This window comes from Dehalococcoidia bacterium, assembly GCA_003597995.1.
GTDB lineage: Bacteria > Chloroflexota > Dehalococcoidia > Dehalococcoidales > UBA1222 > SURF-27.
This window is the reverse complement of sequence record QZJY01000051.1, coordinates 14496-28967: the sequence shown is the minus strand read 5'-3', so window position 1 is coordinate 28967 and position 14472 is coordinate 14496. Positions and strand designations below refer to the sequence as shown.

The 14472-nt window shown below is 56.6% G+C and carries 25 protein-coding genes; all 25 read left to right on the top strand.

Features of this window, described 5'->3' with window-relative positions; genetic code table 11:
* Positions 1-684 precede the first annotated feature (684 nt).
* The gene (locus tag C4542_06710; protein ID RJO61327.1) at positions 685-1131 is read left to right on the top strand and encodes a 30S ribosomal protein S12; all 447 of its coding nucleotides are present in this window, start codon (positions 685-687) and stop codon (positions 1129-1131) included.
* Between the two features lie 8 nt (positions 1132-1139).
* The gene (locus C4542_06705; GenBank protein ID RJO61326.1) at positions 1140-1610 is read left to right on the top strand and encodes a 30S ribosomal protein S7; all 471 of its coding nucleotides are present in this window, start codon (positions 1140-1142) and stop codon (positions 1608-1610) included.
* Between the two features lie 61 nt (positions 1611-1671).
* Complete coding sequence (gene fusA / locus C4542_06700) at positions 1672-3756, top strand: elongation factor G (GenBank protein RJO61325.1); 2085 nt, start codon at positions 1672-1674, stop codon at positions 3754-3756.
* A gap of 14 nt (positions 3757-3770) precedes the next feature.
* Positions 3771-4088: a 30S ribosomal protein S10 gene (locus tag C4542_06695; protein ID RJO61324.1), complete on the top strand. Its 318-nt coding sequence runs from the start codon at positions 3771-3773 to the stop codon at positions 4086-4088.
* Between the two features lie 9 nt (positions 4089-4097).
* Positions 4098-4724, top strand: coding sequence for a 50S ribosomal protein L3 (locus C4542_06690; protein RJO61323.1), 627 nt, complete (start codon positions 4098-4100; stop codon positions 4722-4724).
* Positions 4721-5347: a 50S ribosomal protein L4 gene (locus C4542_06685; protein ID RJO61322.1), complete on the top strand. Its 627-nt coding sequence runs from the start codon at positions 4721-4723 to the stop codon at positions 5345-5347. Before C4542_06690 ends, C4542_06685 begins: the two co-directional genes overlap by 4 nt.
* An 8-nt stretch (positions 5348-5355) precedes the next feature.
* Entirely contained in the window at positions 5356-5640 is a 285-nt protein-coding gene (locus tag C4542_06680; GenBank protein ID RJO61330.1) for a 50S ribosomal protein L23, read from the top strand.
* A gap of 15 nt (positions 5641-5655) precedes the next feature.
* On the top strand, positions 5656-6483 hold the full coding sequence (locus C4542_06675) for a 50S ribosomal protein L2 (protein RJO61321.1): 828 nt from the start codon (positions 5656-5658) through the stop codon (positions 6481-6483).
* Positions 6484-6771: a 30S ribosomal protein S19 gene (locus C4542_06670; protein ID RJO61320.1), complete on the top strand. Its 288-nt coding sequence runs from the start codon at positions 6484-6486 to the stop codon at positions 6769-6771.
* Positions 6772-6781: 10 nt separating this feature from the next.
* Positions 6782-7120: a 50S ribosomal protein L22 gene (locus C4542_06665; protein RJO61319.1), complete on the top strand. Its 339-nt coding sequence runs from the start codon at positions 6782-6784 to the stop codon at positions 7118-7120.
* Positions 7120-8172 carry a 30S ribosomal protein S3 gene (locus tag C4542_06660; GenBank protein ID RJO61318.1) on the top strand — a complete coding sequence of 351 codons (1053 nt, stop codon included), beginning with the start codon at positions 7120-7122 and terminating at the stop codon, positions 8170-8172. Before C4542_06665 ends, C4542_06660 begins: the two co-directional genes overlap by 1 nt.
* A 36-nt stretch (positions 8173-8208) precedes the next feature.
* On the top strand, positions 8209-8667 hold the full coding sequence (locus tag C4542_06655; GenBank protein ID RJO61317.1) for a 50S ribosomal protein L16: 459 nt from the start codon (positions 8209-8211) through the stop codon (positions 8665-8667).
* Positions 8657-8860 (top strand): 50S ribosomal protein L29, encoded by a 204-nt coding sequence (locus tag C4542_06650; GenBank protein RJO61316.1) that lies wholly within the window; start codon positions 8657-8659, stop codon positions 8858-8860. Before C4542_06655 ends, C4542_06650 begins: the two co-directional genes overlap by 11 nt.
* A 2-nt stretch (positions 8861-8862) precedes the next feature.
* Complete coding sequence (locus C4542_06645) at positions 8863-9141, top strand: 30S ribosomal protein S17 (GenBank protein RJO61315.1); 279 nt, start codon at positions 8863-8865, stop codon at positions 9139-9141.
* A 13-nt stretch (positions 9142-9154) separates the two neighbouring features.
* Positions 9155-9523: a 50S ribosomal protein L14 gene (locus tag C4542_06640; protein RJO61314.1), complete on the top strand. Its 369-nt coding sequence runs from the start codon at positions 9155-9157 to the stop codon at positions 9521-9523.
* Positions 9524-9536: 13 nt separating this feature from the next.
* The gene (locus tag C4542_06635) at positions 9537-9848 is read left to right on the top strand and encodes a 50S ribosomal protein L24 (GenBank protein RJO61313.1); all 312 of its coding nucleotides are present in this window, start codon (positions 9537-9539) and stop codon (positions 9846-9848) included.
* A 1-nt stretch (position 9849) separates the two neighbouring features.
* Entirely contained in the window at positions 9850-10389 is a 540-nt protein-coding gene (locus C4542_06630; protein RJO61312.1) for a 50S ribosomal protein L5, read from the top strand.
* Between the two features lie 14 nt (positions 10390-10403).
* Positions 10404-10589 carry a type Z 30S ribosomal protein S14 gene (locus C4542_06625; GenBank protein ID RJO61311.1) on the top strand — a complete coding sequence of 62 codons (186 nt, stop codon included), beginning with the start codon at positions 10404-10406 and terminating at the stop codon, positions 10587-10589.
* 26 nt (positions 10590-10615) lie between these two features.
* Positions 10616-11014 (top strand): 30S ribosomal protein S8, encoded by a 399-nt coding sequence (locus C4542_06620; protein RJO61310.1) that lies wholly within the window; start codon positions 10616-10618, stop codon positions 11012-11014.
* A 21-nt stretch (positions 11015-11035) separates the two neighbouring features.
* Entirely contained in the window at positions 11036-11599 is a 564-nt protein-coding gene (locus C4542_06615; protein RJO61309.1) for a 50S ribosomal protein L6, read from the top strand.
* Positions 11599-11964: a 50S ribosomal protein L18 gene (locus C4542_06610; GenBank protein ID RJO61308.1), complete on the top strand. Its 366-nt coding sequence runs from the start codon at positions 11599-11601 to the stop codon at positions 11962-11964. Before C4542_06615 ends, C4542_06610 begins: the two co-directional genes overlap by 1 nt.
* A 14-nt stretch (positions 11965-11978) precedes the next feature.
* Positions 11979-12509: a 30S ribosomal protein S5 gene (locus C4542_06605; GenBank protein ID RJO61307.1), complete on the top strand. Its 531-nt coding sequence runs from the start codon at positions 11979-11981 to the stop codon at positions 12507-12509.
* Entirely contained in the window at positions 12475-12684 is a 210-nt protein-coding gene (locus C4542_06600) for a 50S ribosomal protein L30 (GenBank protein ID RJO61306.1), read from the top strand. The genes C4542_06605 and C4542_06600 overlap by 35 nt, the downstream gene beginning before the upstream one ends.
* Positions 12684-13130: a 50S ribosomal protein L15 gene (locus tag C4542_06595; protein RJO61305.1), complete on the top strand. Its 447-nt coding sequence runs from the start codon at positions 12684-12686 to the stop codon at positions 13128-13130. The genes C4542_06600 and C4542_06595 overlap by 1 nt, the downstream gene beginning before the upstream one ends.
* Positions 13130-14452 carry a preprotein translocase subunit SecY gene (gene secY / locus C4542_06590; GenBank protein RJO61304.1) on the top strand — a complete coding sequence of 441 codons (1323 nt, stop codon included), beginning with the start codon at positions 13130-13132 and terminating at the stop codon, positions 14450-14452. Before C4542_06595 ends, secY begins: the two co-directional genes overlap by 1 nt.
* Positions 14453-14472 lie beyond the last annotated feature (20 nt).

Genomic DNA, 14472 nt, shown 5'->3' with positions numbered 1-14472 from the left:
CTATAGCCGCTCCGGTAATAACTTTCTACATAGATTTGCTTCATCCGGACTCCCCATCTTCACCTCCCAGAGAGTCCAATATGTTTCTGAACTTTTGCAATGGGGTTGTCGTGGTTTTATACAGACACCCTCGCCACGTTGTTAGGAGGTAACGATAGAAATTACACTCATCGCGCTCAGGTGCCGTTTAGTATTAGTATATTTAGTATATATTGATGAAGAAGGATTTAACATACCGCGTCTCTGGTCAGGCATAGTATTCGGCTCATCCACACGGAGGGAATGAAGATAAGGGAGGGCTGCTTTATCTCTGGACGCGCTGGAAGCAATAATCCCACTCAGCGATAATCAACGTGCATATATAATGTATAAGCATTGGCTGGCGGTTATCAGTGACACAACTCGCCATTTCCTGTATAATACTTTTTACATTTTGGCAGGCGAAAACATAACAGCGGCAAAAATCAGGCACAGTTCACGCCTGAAATAAAGCTAGCAGAAATGCGGGGGTCTAGAGCTTCCGAGCTTGACAAGCCCCGCGAGGCTGTGTTACACTTTCCAATTGCGTTTGTCAGACACCATTAGCGGCTGTAGCAGGGTATCTTAGACCTGCCGGCCCTGGAGTTTAACAAAGGATGAGCTTGGGCTCATCCTTTGAATTGTGGGAGTAAAGGGGAAAAAAGATTGCCCACTATCAATCAACTGGTCAGGAAGGGGCGTCACACGGTCTCGAAGAAGACCAAAACGCCGGCATTGAGGTTTACCCTTAATGCGCTAAAACATAAGCTGGTGCGCCGCAAGAAGAGCGCTCCGCAGAAGCGCGGCGTTTGCGTGCAGGTCAAAACCATGACGCCCAAAAAGCCTAACTCCGCTCTGCGCAAGATCGCCCGCGTCAGGCTGACCAACGGCATCGAGGTCACGGCCTACATCCCGGGCGAAGGGCATGAGCTGCAGGAGCACTCGGTGGTGCTTATACGCGGCGGACGCGTGCCCGACCTACCAGGGGTGCGCTATCACATCATTCGCGGCACTCTGGATACCACCGGTGTCGCCAATCGCAAACAGGGTCGCAGCAAATACGGCGCCAAGAGAGCCAAGGGCGGCGCTGAAGCGGCTAAAGCCAAGGCCTAGGAGGGAACATGCCTCGTCGCGCATTTGTAAAACGAAGAAAAGTAGAAGCTGACCCCAAGTACAACAGCGAACTGGTAACGGTTTTCATCAGGAAAATCATGCTGGGCGGCAAGAAAAGTACCGCTCAGAGTGTTTTCTATGGGGCGATGGATATCATGCAGGAGAAGGAAGGCAAAGAGCCGCTTTCCATACTGCAACAGGCTGTCACCAACGCCACCCCGCTCCTGGAAGTCCGGCCACGCCGTGTGGGCGGCGCCAACTACCAGGTGCCCGTAGAGGTGCGCAAGGGGCGCGACGTGGCACTGGCCCTGCGCTGGATAATCAAGGCCAGCCGCGAGCGCAGCGGCAAATCCATGGCCGAAAAGCTGTCATCCGAACTCCTGGATGCCTCCAAGGGACAGGGGGCGGCGGTCAAGAAGCGCGAAGAGACTCACAAGATGGCCGAAGCCAACCGGGCTTTCGCCCACTATAAATGGTAAGTAATTAGGGAGCTATAAGATTAGCACCCACGTTTTAGATAAGGATTCAGGTTCCAGAAATATGGTTGAAAGTTTCTCTAAAGAAAAGATACGCAACATAGGCATCATTGCCCATATCGATGCCGGTAAGACCACTACTACCGAGCGTATCCTTTTCTATACGGGCCGCACCTATAAAATCGGTAATATAGACGAAGGTACCACGGTAATGGACTGGATGGAACAGGAACGCGCCCGCGGCATTACCATCTGCTCTGCCGCCACCACCTGTGAGTGGAAGGGCCACCGCTTCAATCTTATCGACACCCCCGGACATGTGGATTTCACGGCCGAGGTAGAGCGCAGCCTGCGCGTGCTGGATGGTGGCGTTGTCGTTTTCGACGGCGTGGCCGGCGTAGAAGCTCAGAGCGAAACCGTCTGGCGCCAGGCCGACCGTTATGGCGTGCCGCGCATCTGTTTCGTCAACAAACTGGACCGCACCGGCGCTGACTTTTTCCGCTGTGTCGGCATGATAGAGACCCGTCTCAAAGCAAAACCGATTGTTATACAGCTTCCCCTCGGTAAGGAATCTACCTTCCGCGGCATGATTGACATGGTTGAAGGCAAGGCTATCATATACGAAGGCCCTAAGCCGGAAGATCCCCCTACGATAGCAGAGATCCCCGCTGCGGAACAGGCCAACTACGAGGAACATCGCCAGAAGATGATTGAGCGTCTGGGCGAAGCCGACGATCATATCATGAATGCTTACCTCGAAGGGGCGGAAATCAGCGCTGCTGATATCAAGGCAGCGCTGCGCAGGGTGGCCATCAGCGGCAAGGCTATTCCCGTGCTATGCGGTTCGTCTCTCAAAAACAAGGGTGTGCAACCGTTGCTAGACGCCGTTATAGACTATTTACCGTCGCCGCTGGATAAGCCGGTTACCGAGGCTATTGATATCAAAACCGGCAATAAAGTAAACTGCCCTACCGTAGATGATGCTCCTTTAGGGGCGCTGGCCTTCAAAATCGTGTCCGATCCTTTTGTAGGTCGTCTGGTTTACCTGCGTATTTATTCCGGCACGATAACAGCCGGTACCACTGTGTTAAATTCAACGCGTGACAATAAAGAACGTGTTGGGCGGCTACTGTTGATGCACGCCAACCATCATGAGGAAATAGAATCGGCTAACGCCGGCTCTATCGTGGCCACCATGGGCAGCAAGAATACCTTCACCGGCGATACTTTATGCGATCTTTCACATCCGATTTTACTGGAGAACATCACTTTCCCGACACCGGTCATCTCCGTAGCTGTCGAACCCAAAACGCGTGCCGACCGCGACAAGATGATTGAAGGTCTTAACAAGCTGGCCGAGGAAGATCCCACTTTCAAGGTGTCGTTCAATAACGAGACGGGGCAGACAGTTATCGCCGGCATGGGCGAATTGCATCTGGATGTGCTGGTCAGCCGCTTGCTGAGTGAATTCAAGGTGGGCGCTAATGTGGGCGCGCCCAAGGTAGCTTATAAAGAAACCATTACCGCCAAATGCAAAGTGGAAGGCAGATTCGTGCGCCAGAGCGGCGGCCGCGGCCAGTATGGCCATGTGTGGGTGGAGTTTGAACCTAACACCGGAAAAGGCTTTGAATATCTTGATAAGGTCCGCGGCGGCACTTTGCCCCGCGAGTTCATCAAAGCGGCCGGCGAAGGTATTAAGGAATCTCTGGAGACCGGCGGCCTGGCCGGTTACCCGGTGATTGACGTAAAGGCCACTATAGTCGACGGTAGTTTCCATGAGGTTGACTCCAACGATATGGCTTTCAAAATGGCCGGTTCGCTAGCACTTAAGAACGCTTTGCATAAATGCAATGCTGTAATTCTTGAGCCAGTGATGAAGGTAGAGTTAGTCACCCCTGAACAGTACATGGGTGACATCATCGGAGACCTCAACTCCCGACGCGGGCGTGTAGAATCAATTGATACAACCGGGGATACCACGACCGTACATGGTATCGTCCCTCTGTCCAAGACCTTCGGCTATACCACGGATCTGCGTTCCATGACCCAGGGGCGCGCTACTTTCTCTCTCGAATTCTTTCAATATCAACAGGTGCCGGCATCTCTGGCTGAGGAACTCAAGGCCGAGCTCGTAGGCAAGACTAGTTAGTGAGGCAGGGTTAAATGACTACTACCAAGCAGAAAATACGCATAAAACTCAAGGGTTTCGATCACCGCATACTGGACCAGGCGGCGCGCCAGATAGTGGAAGCGCTGGAAAAGACCGGCGCGGTGGTAACCGGCCCGGTGCCGCTGCCGACGCGCATCAAGAAGTTCAGCGTCATCCGCAGCTCTTTCATCGACAAGGATTCCCAGGAGCAGTTCGAGGTGCGCACCCACAAACGCATTATCGATATCGTGGAGACCACGTCCAAGACCATAGACGCCCTCACCAATCTCAATCTGCCTTCAGGCGTGGGCATAGACATTAAATCGCAGTAAGGTACGACGATGATACAAGGAATTATAGGACGCAAACTGGGTACGACACAGTTCTTCGGCGAAAAGGGAAATGCCGAAGCGGCCACCATGATAGAGGCCGGCCCCTGCACGGTGGTGCAGTTGAAAACCACTGAGAGCGACGGCTATACCGCAGCCAAACTGGGTTTCGGCGCGGCCAGAAAGCTGAATTCAGTCCAGAAAGGCCAGAGCAAGGGCCTGGGTGAATTCAAGTATCTCAGGGAATTCCGCCTGGAAACGACTGAGGGCGTCAAAGTGGGCGACAAGCTGGACGTCAGCCTGTTCAAACCCGGCGACAAGATCACCGTTACGGGCATTTCCAAGGGGCGCGGTTTCGCCGGCGGCGTCAAACGTTATCATTTTCACGGCGGCCCCAAGACCCACGGCCAGTCTGACCGCAACCGCGCGCCAGGCTCCATCGGTTCCACTACCACACCCGGGCGTGTCTACAAGGGCACGCGCATGGCCGGGCACATGGGGGATGACAGAGTAACCGTGCGCAATATGGAGGTCCTCAAGGCCGACGTGGAGCGCAACCTTCTTCTGGTAAAAGGCCCTGTGCCAGGAGCCAAGAACGGACTACTTTTAATCGGTAAGTCCAGTGGGAGAAACAAGTGAACATTCCGGTTTATAACATGGCCGGCGAGGTAGTGCGCCACATCGACATCAGCGACGTGGTCTTCGCCCAATCAGCCAACGACGCAGTGGTTCACCAGGCGCTGGTGGCCCAGCGTGGCAACGCACGCCAGGGCACATCCGACACCAAGACGCGCTCGGAGGTCGCCGGCAGCACCAAGAAGCTGTACCGCCAGAAGCATACCGGGCGGGCGCGCGCCGGCTCCATCAAGAGCGGCGTCAGGCGCGGCGGCGGCATCATCTTTGGCCCTCATCCGCGCGACCTGTCGGTGGCGCTGCCCAAGAAGATGCGCCGACTGGCCATCAAGTGCGTGCTCTCGTCCAAAGCTTCAGAGCAGGGTTTGGTGGTGCTGGACTCACTCAAGCTCGACGAGCCCAAGACCAGGGATATAGTCAAGGTGATGAAAGCGCTGGGCGTAGAGAGCGCCATCCTGGCTCTTCCCGAAGTGGACGAGGTTGTCGTAAAGAGCGCGCGCAATCTGCCCCGGGTAAAGACCATGCCAGCGAGGTTGCTTAACGTGGCCGATATGCTGGCCTACGAGAAATTGCTTATGACCGAAGCTGCCCTGCGGCAGATCGAAGAGCTGTGGGGAGGGTCCGTTTAATGAAAGAGATCCAGGTCTACGAAGTACTGCGCAAACCTCTTGTTACCGAGAAGAACACCATGCTGCAAAGCCAGGGTAAATATGCCTTCGAGGTGGCCACCGGGGCCAACAAGACGCAGGTAAAACAGGCCGTGGAGAAAGCCTTCAAGGTCACCGTCACCGGGGTTAACGTGATAACAGTCCACGGGAAAACGCGCCGGGCAGGCCGGCGCACGATGACCACAGCGCCCTCTAAAAAGGCTATCGTCACACTCAAACCCGGCGACAAAATCGAGCTTTTTGAAGGCGTCTAAGGAGTAAGATAGGATATGGGCATTAGAATTTATCGCCCGACCTCGCCAGGCAGGCGGGGAATGACCGGGCTGACTTATGAAGAGATAACCAAGCAGACCCCTGAGAAAGCGCTGGTTGTCCCGCAAAAAGGGCGGGGCGGCCGCAACGTCCAGGGCAAGGTGACCGTGTGCCACCGTGGCTCCGGCGTAAAGCGCATGCTGCGTGTCATCGACTTCAAACGCGACAAAGCCGGCGTCCCCGGACGCGTGGCGGCTATCGAATACGATCCGAACCGATCTGCCAATATCGCACTGATTTTTTATGCTGACGGAGACAAGCGTTATATAGTCTCGCCGAGCGGTATGAATGTTGACGACGTAATAAAAGTCGCCGACGATGCCGATCTGAAACCGGGCAACACGCTGCCTCTCAAGAATATGCCTACCGGTACCCTCGTTCACAATATCGAGACCGAAGTGGGGCGCGGCGGCAAGCTGGTGCGTAGCGCGGGTACTGCTGCTCAACTAATGGCCAAGGAAGGCGACTATGTGCTCATCCGGCTGCCATCAGGCGAGATGCGGCGCGTGCGCGCCGAGTGCCGGGCGACGGTCGGCCAAGTGGGGAATGTGGAACACTCCAACGTAAAGATGGGCAAGGCCGGGCGCAATCGCCTCAAGGGCAAGCGGCCGACGGTGCGCGGCTCAGCCATGTCGCCACGGGACCATCCTCACGGCGGCGGCGAGGGGCGCACCCCCATCGGCATGCCGGGGCCCAAGACGCCCTGGGGCAAGCCGGCTCTGGGTTACAAAACACGCAAACCCAAGCATTCGGATAAACTGATTGTTAAGCGGCGAGGTAAATAAATGTCAAGGTCAGTAAAAAAGGGACCGGCCGTAGATGTCAAGCTGATGAAGAAGGTGGACGACGTCAACAGCTCGGGTAAAAAAGTGGTTATCAAGACCTGGGCTCGCTGGTCTACCATCCTTCCCCAGATGGTCGGTCTGAACATCGGCGTATACGACGGCCGGCGTCATGTGCCCATCTTCATCACCGAGAATATGGTGGGACACAAGCTGGGGGAGTTTGCCGCAACACGCACCTTCCGCGGGCATTCCACTAAGGTGGAAAAAATGACTCAGGTGCAGAGCTAAGGATTAGAACATGGAAGTAAAGTCGGTAGCCAAAGACACGGGGGTATCTTCGCGCAAGGTAAGGCTGTTACTGGACCTGGTGCGCGGCAAGAAGGTGGAAGAGGCGCTCGTCATGCTCAAGTTTGCCGCATCGCCTTCCGCCAAAATGGTGGCCAAGGTGGTTAAAACGGCGGCGGCCGATGCCGAGAATAATTTCCACCTGACACCGGCGGATTTGAAAATTGTTAAGATTTACGCCGACGACGCCCCCATGCTGAAGCGCTTTCAGCCGAGGGCGCGCGGTCGGGCCGATAAGGTCTTGAAACGTTCCAGCCATATTACCGTTGTAGTGGCGGAGCAGGAGGGTTAATGGGGCGCAAAGTTCATCCGATGGGGTTCCGTCTTGGCATCATCCGGGACTGGCAGTCCAAGTGGTATGATGACAAGCATTACGCTGAATTCATCCTGGAGGATGTCAAGCTCAGGCGGGCCGTGCAGTCCAAGTACAATGACGCCGGTATTTCGCTGGTGGAAATCGAGCGCCAGGGGGGCAAGGTGGGGGTTACCATTCATACCTCCCGCCCCGGCATAGTCATAGGCCGCGGCGGTCAGCGCGTCGAAGAGATGCGCCAGTACCTGGAGGGCGTGCTGGGCGGCAAGAAGATACAGCTGGATATCCGCGAGATACGCCAGCCGGAACTTGATGCCTATCTGGTAGCCCGCTCGGTGGCCGAGCAGATGGAACGCCGCGTGGCCTACCGCCGCGCCATGAAACAGAGCATTTTCCGCACGCTGCAGGCAGGCGCCAAGGGTATGAGAATCCTTTGCTCGGGACGTCTGGGAGGCGTGGAAATCGCGCGCCGCCAGCTGATGCATCAGGGACGCGTGCCACTGCAAACACTGCGTGCGGATGTGGATTATGGATTTACCGAGGCGCACACCACGCTGGGGCGCATTGGTGTCAAGGTATGGATTTACCGCGGCGATATCTTCCCTGCGGTTGAAGCGGCTGAAGAAGTGACGGTTGTCGAGGCGCCTGTGGTTAGCACAACGGCCCCCGCCGTAGCTCCTGTGGCCGCGCCGACCAAGGATTTGACGATGGCCGAAGCGGTGGCGCGTATGGCCGAAGCTCCGGTCAAAGATGTAACCGAAGCCCCTGCCGCCGCGGTCAAGAAACCCAGGACACGCAAGAAAGCCGTCGAAGCTCCCGCCGTCGAGGTGAAAACCGTAGAGGAGACAGCGGCCAAGTCTGAGGTTGCCAAAGAAGCCGAAAAGAAGGCCAAACCTCGTGCCAAAAAGGTTGAAGCTGCACCGATAAAAGCCGAGAAAAAAGCGGAAGAGAAACCGCCTAAAGCCAAAATCGCTAAGGCTAAGACCGAATCCGTCAAGGAATCCAAATCCAAGGCTAAAAAAGAAGAATAGCGGGGTCACAGACTCTGTACAGTTAGAGGGAACCAGATGTTACAACCAAAACGAGTAAAATTTAGAAAAACGCACAAGGGCCGCCGTAGCGGCGGCGCTCATGCCGGAGCGACGCTGGCTTTCGGGGAATATGCGCTGCAGGCGACGGGGTCGGCCTGGATGACCGCCCGCCAGATTGAGGCCGCCCGCCGCGCCATCGTGCGCAGCGTGCGCCGCGGCGGCAAGGTGTGGATACGCGTCTTCCCGGACAAACCGGTCACCTCGAAACCGGCTGAAACGCGCATGGGAGGCGGCAAAGGCGCTCCCGACCACTGGGTAGCTGTCATCAAGTCCGGACGCATACTGTTCGAACTGGGCGGCGTCGACCACGATACCGCCAAGGAAGCCATGCGGCTGGCGTCTTATAAACTGCCCTTCGACACTCGTTTCGTCGCCAGGGAAATCATCGGCGGCGCGGTGGCCAAAGGAAAGGAGTTAAGCGCCGTTGAAGATTAAAGACGTACGTCTCCTCAGCGATGAGGAAATGAAAAAGAAAATCGATGATACGCACAGGCAGCTATTAGACCTGCGCTTCAAGGCCGCCACCAAGCAAATCAAGAATCATCGTGAGATACCCGGAGCCAGGCGCGATATTGCCCGCATCAAGACCGCCAAACGCGAACGCGAACTGGGCATAAGGCAGGACTAGCTATGGCAAATGTGAAAAGCATGATCGGCATGGTGGTCAGCACCAAGATGAATAAAACGGTGGTGGTGGCTGTTGAAAAGCAGAAGCAGCATCCGCTGTATCGCAAGACCTACCGCATAATGGTGAAATATCTGGCTCACGATGAGACTGGCGCATGCAAGCTGGAAGACAAAGTGCGCATCGTGGAAACGCGTCCGCTATCCAAGCTGAAGCGCTGGCGCGTAGCCGAGATACTCAGCCGCGGCGAAGTGCCCGAGGTCAGGCCTGAGGAAGTAAAGTAAAAAGGATACTATCGTGATTAAACCTTATACCAGACTGAGAGTGGCGGATAACACCGGGGCCCGCCAGATAATGTGCATTAATATTCCGGGCGGCACCGGGCGCAAGGATGCCCATGTGGGCGACGTCATCTCCTGCGCCGTCAAAAAAGCCACGCCCGACGCCGTAGTGAAAAAGGGCGAGGTAGTGCAGGCGGTCATCGTACGCGTAGCGCAGCCCTATCGCCGCCCCGACGGCTCGTATATCCGCTTCGACGATAACGCCGGCGTTATCCTGACGGACAAGAACAACCCCAAGGGCACCCGTATCTTCGGCCCGGTGGCCAGGGAGCTCAGGGAGAAGAATTTTACCAAGATAATTTCACTGGCGCCAGAAGTACTTTAGGTGGTTTAGTATTATGAATATCAAAAAGAACGACACCGTACTGGTGATCGCAGGCAAGGACAGGGGAAAGAAGGGCAAGGTGCACTTCGCTTACCCCCGTGAAGACAAGGTGCTGGTCGACGGTGTGAACATTATCAAGAAGCACACTAAACCGAAGGGCCAGGCCAGACAGGCGGGCATTATCGAGCGCGAAGCTCCGCTGGACGTCTCCAACGTCATGTTGCTGTGCCCGAAGTGCAACAAGCCGGCGCGCATCGGCCAGAAGACGCTGGACGACGGCAAGCGCGTGCGTTACTGCAAGGTCTGCCAAGAGGTGTTGGACTAATATGTCAAGACTGCATGATAAATACCGCAAGGACGTCGTGCCGGCCCTTATCAAGAAGAGCGGTTATTCAAACGTGATGCGGGTGCCGCGCATTCAGAAGGTCGTGCTCAACATAGGCGCTGGCGAGGCTGTCACCAACGCCAAGGCCATCGAGGCCGCCCAGGCGGACATGGCCGCCATTTCCGGACAGCATCCCATCGTGCGCCGCTCCACCAAATCCATCTCGGCTTTCAAACTAAGGGTAGGCATGCCAGTCGGCGTCAAGGTAACGTTGCGGGGCGAGCGCATGTACGAATTTCTGGACAAGCTCATCAGCATCGTGCTTCCCCGCATCCGCGAGTTTGCCGGCGTGCCCAACAGTTGGGACGGGCGCGGCAACTACACGCTGGGTTTTAAGGAACAAACCGTTTTCCCTGAGATAGAATTCGAAAAAGTAGACAAGCTGCGTGGCCTGGAGGTCTCCATTGTCACCACTGCGGGAACGGACGAGGAAGGACGCCAGCTGCTTGAGCTACTGGGCATGCCTTTCACTAAGGACTAAGGAACGAGGTAAAAATGGCTAAGACATCAGAAATCGTAAAAGCAAAACGCCCGACCAAATACCGCGTGCAGCAGCATAACCGCTGCCACCTGTGCGGGCGCTCGCGGGGTTACATTCGCTTGTTTGGTTTATGCCGCATCTGCTTCCGCAGGATGTCCCTTTCGGGGCAGATACCCGGCGTACGCAAATCCAGCTGGTAAACCCATAGAAACGGAGGAAGAAGCGGATGGCAGTAAGTGATCCCATAGCCGATATGTTAACCCGGATTCGGAACAGTGCCATGGCACGGCACGACAGCGTGAGCATGCCGTCTTCCAAGATGAAGCTCAACATCGCCAAGATATTAAAGCAGGAAGGCTATATCAGCGGCTATGAAGTGGGGGGCACCGGCACCGAGCGGGAGTTAAAAATCACACTCAAGTATCAGGAGCGCAACAAACCCATGATTACCGGGCTGAAGCGCATGAGCAAGCCTGGCTTGCGCCTGTACGTTCAGCGCAACGAGATCCCGCGCGTTTACGGCGGCATGGGCATCGCTATACTATCCACATCGCGCGGCGTGGTCCCCAGCTATAAAGCCTGGAAACAGGGTCTCGGCGGCGAGCTCCTGTGCTATATCTGGTAAGTAGAATTTGAGGTTTGAATTATGTCCAGAATAGGTCGCATGCCAATAACAGTGCCATCGGGAGTGGTGGTCAGTATTAAGGGGAATGAGGTCAGTGTCAAGGGCTCCAGAGGCGAGCTCAAGCGGGTCATCAGCCCGGATATGAAGCTCACCCTGGAGGACGGCAAACTCTTGGTGGCGCGCCCATCGGACGACAAGACCCACCGCGCCCTGCACGGCCTGACGCGCAGCCTGCTGTTCAATATGGTCGAGGGCGTTACCAAGGGTTACGAGAAGAACCTCGAAATCGTGGGGGTGGGCTTCCGCGCTGAAAAAGAGGGTGCCGATGTCAATCTTCGCGTGGGCTTCACCCATACCGTCAGCGTCAAACCACGCCCCGGCATAACGCTGGATGTGGACGCCAAGAATCTGAACGTCAAAGTATCAGGTATCGATAAAGAAACTGTCGGCCAGACGGCCGCCGAAATCCGACGCATCCGTCCACCGGATGCTTACAAGGGTAAGGGCATCCGCTACGCCGGCGAGACCGTGAAGCTCAAGCCGGGCAAGGCCGGCAAGGCTGTCGGTGGAGGTAAAACGAAATAATGGCCAAGCTTAGTACCAGAAAAGCGCGCCAGACGAGACATGCCCGCATCCGCGCCACGCTCAAAGGCACGGCGGCGCGTCCCCGGTTGTGCGTCTTCCGCAGCTTGCAGCACATTTACGTCCAGGTTATAGACGATGAGCAGGGTCACACGCTGACCTCGGCTTCGACGCTAGAGCCTGAAATCGCCAAGAAGGTGGACGGCAAGAAAAAAGCCGAGCAGGCCAGCGTCATCGGCGCCACCGTGGCCGAAAGGGCCCTTAAAGCCGGCGTCAAACAGGTGGTGTTCGACCGCGGCGGCTACAAGTATCATGGCCGTGTCAAGAGCCTGGCCGAGGCTGCCCGCAAAGCCGGGCTGGAATTCTAAAAGGACGGAACGAAGTGGCTAAGGAAAGCATTTCCAGAAGTAAAATCGACGCAACCGAGCTGGCGTTAAACGACAAGCTCATCTATATCAACCGCGTCTCTAAAGTCCTCAAGGGCGGCAAGCGTCTCAGCTTCGCCGCGCTGGTGGTCAGCGGGGACGGGGCGGGCCATGTGGGCATCGGCCTGGGCAAGTCCAACGAAGTCCCGGAGGCCATCAACAAGGCCAATGCTGTGGCCCATAAGCACCTTATCAACGTGCAGATGGCCGGCAACACCATTCCTTACGAGGTGACCGCCAAGTTCGGCGCCGCCCAGGTGCTACTCAAGCCGGCAGCGCCGGGCATTGGTATCATTGCAGGCGGCAGCGTGCGCGCGGTGGTGGAAGCGGCGGGCATCAAAGATATCCTGACCAAATCGCTCGGCAGCGCCAATAAGGCCAACGTGGCCAAGGCCGTCATGCTGGCTCTTTCCAGCCTGAAGGACCCCAAGAAGGAACTGGCCAAGCGCAAGGGTGAAGAAAAGCCGCAGGAGGCCAGCGGTGGCTAAACTTAAAGTTACGTGGATTAAAAGCGATATCGGCTATGCCGAAGACCAGAAGCGCACTATCCAGTCTCTGGGGCTGAGGCGGCTCAACCAGAGCGTGGTTCATGAAGATTCCGTCTCCCTGCGCGGCATGGTTGTCAAGGTGAGGCACCTGGTCAAAGTCGAGGAGGTGTCTTGATGAAGCAGAACGAACTGTCACCCGCCGAGGGCTCACACAAGGCGCACAAGCGCGTCGGGCGCGGCGCGGGCAGCGGGCACGGCACATTCTCCGGGCGCGGCTGCAAGGGGAACAAAGCGCGCGCCGGTTTCGGCGTGAGGCCCGGTTTCGAAGGCGGCCAGATCCCTATTATCAAGCGCCTGCCCGAGAAGCGCGGCTTTACCAACTTGTTCAAGAAGGACGTGAGCGTCATCAACGTTTCCGCCCTCAATTGCTTCGACGCGGGCAGCGAAGTGACTACTGAAACTCTGCTTGCCGAAGGACTTATCAAATCAAAGACGCTGCCGGTTAAAATACTGGCCGGTGGCGATATCGACCGGGCGCTAAATGTAAAAGTGAGCAGCTATTCGGCGGCGGCCAAGGCCAAAATAGAAGCTGCCGGCGGTACTGCGGAGGAGGTCGCCTAATGGCGCAAAAAGCGTCGTCCAGGCCGCGTCTCATCCAGGCCATGATAGACGCCTTCAGCCTGCCGGACCTGCGGCGTCGTCTCCTTATAACCCTCGGCATCCTGGTGGTGTTCCGCTTCGTGGCTCACGTGCCCGTACCCGGCATAGATGCCACAGCCCTGAAGGACGTGTTCCAGAACAGTCCCCTGCTGGGCATGCTGGACATGTTCAGCGGAGGCGCGCTCAAGAACTTCAGCGTGGCGGCTATGGGGGTGTACCCGTACATCACCGCCAGCATCGTCATCACGCTGATGACGCCTATCATACCTGCGTTGCAGCGCCTGGCCGAGGAAGGCGAGAGCGGGCGCAACAAGATTAATACCATCACGCACTGGCTGATGGTGCCGCTGGCCGGACTTTCCGGTTACGGCCAACTGGTATTGCTGCAAAATTCGGGCGCGGTCGCCAGTAGCGATGGTCTTTCAACCTTTGCCATCATACTGTCGCTTATCGCAGGCTCCATGTTCTGCGTCTGGCTGGGCGAGCAGATTACTTCTTATGGCATCGGCAATGGCGTGTCCATCATCATTTTCGCTGGCATCATGGCGTCGTTACCTGAGCAAATCGGCGAGGGTTACCTGGCGGGGCAGCAGGGACAGGTGACGGGGCTGATCGTCTTCATCATCATCAGCCTGCTGACAGCGTTCTTCATCGTCATCTTCACCGAGGCGCACCGGCGCATACCCGTGCAATACGCCAAGAGCGTCTACCGCGGCGGGCGCATGTACCGCCAGAGCGGTTCGAGCTACATACCCATGCGCGTCAATACCGCCGGCATGATTCCGCTCATCTTCGCCATGGCCATGGTGACCTTTCCCGGCATCATCGCCAACTGGTTCGGCGGGACTCAAGCGGGCACTGATTTCGCCAGCCAGGTGGTACGGGTGTTCAGCTCAAGCACGGCACCGCCCTTGGGGCTGATTTACTGGGGCCTTTACTTCCTGCTAGTGGTAGGTTTTTCTTTCTTCTATACCACCGTTATTTTCCAACAGCAGGATCTGCCAAACGTGCTGCAGCGTCAGGGAGGTTTCGTTCCTGGCATCCGTCCCGGCAAACAGACTGCAACCTATCTGAACGATGTCATCATGCGCATCACCTGGGCCGGCGCTCTTTTCCTGGCGCTGGTGGCCATCGTGCCCTTTATCGCCCGCTCGTTGACCAGCGTGCAGGTATTGCAACTTTCCAGTTCCGGCATGCTCATCGTGGTAGGCGTGGTGCTGGATACCATGAAACAGATGGAAGCTCAACTGGCTATGCGCCGCTATGAAGGCTTCATCAAGTAGAGAGTGAGTTTGGCTAAAGA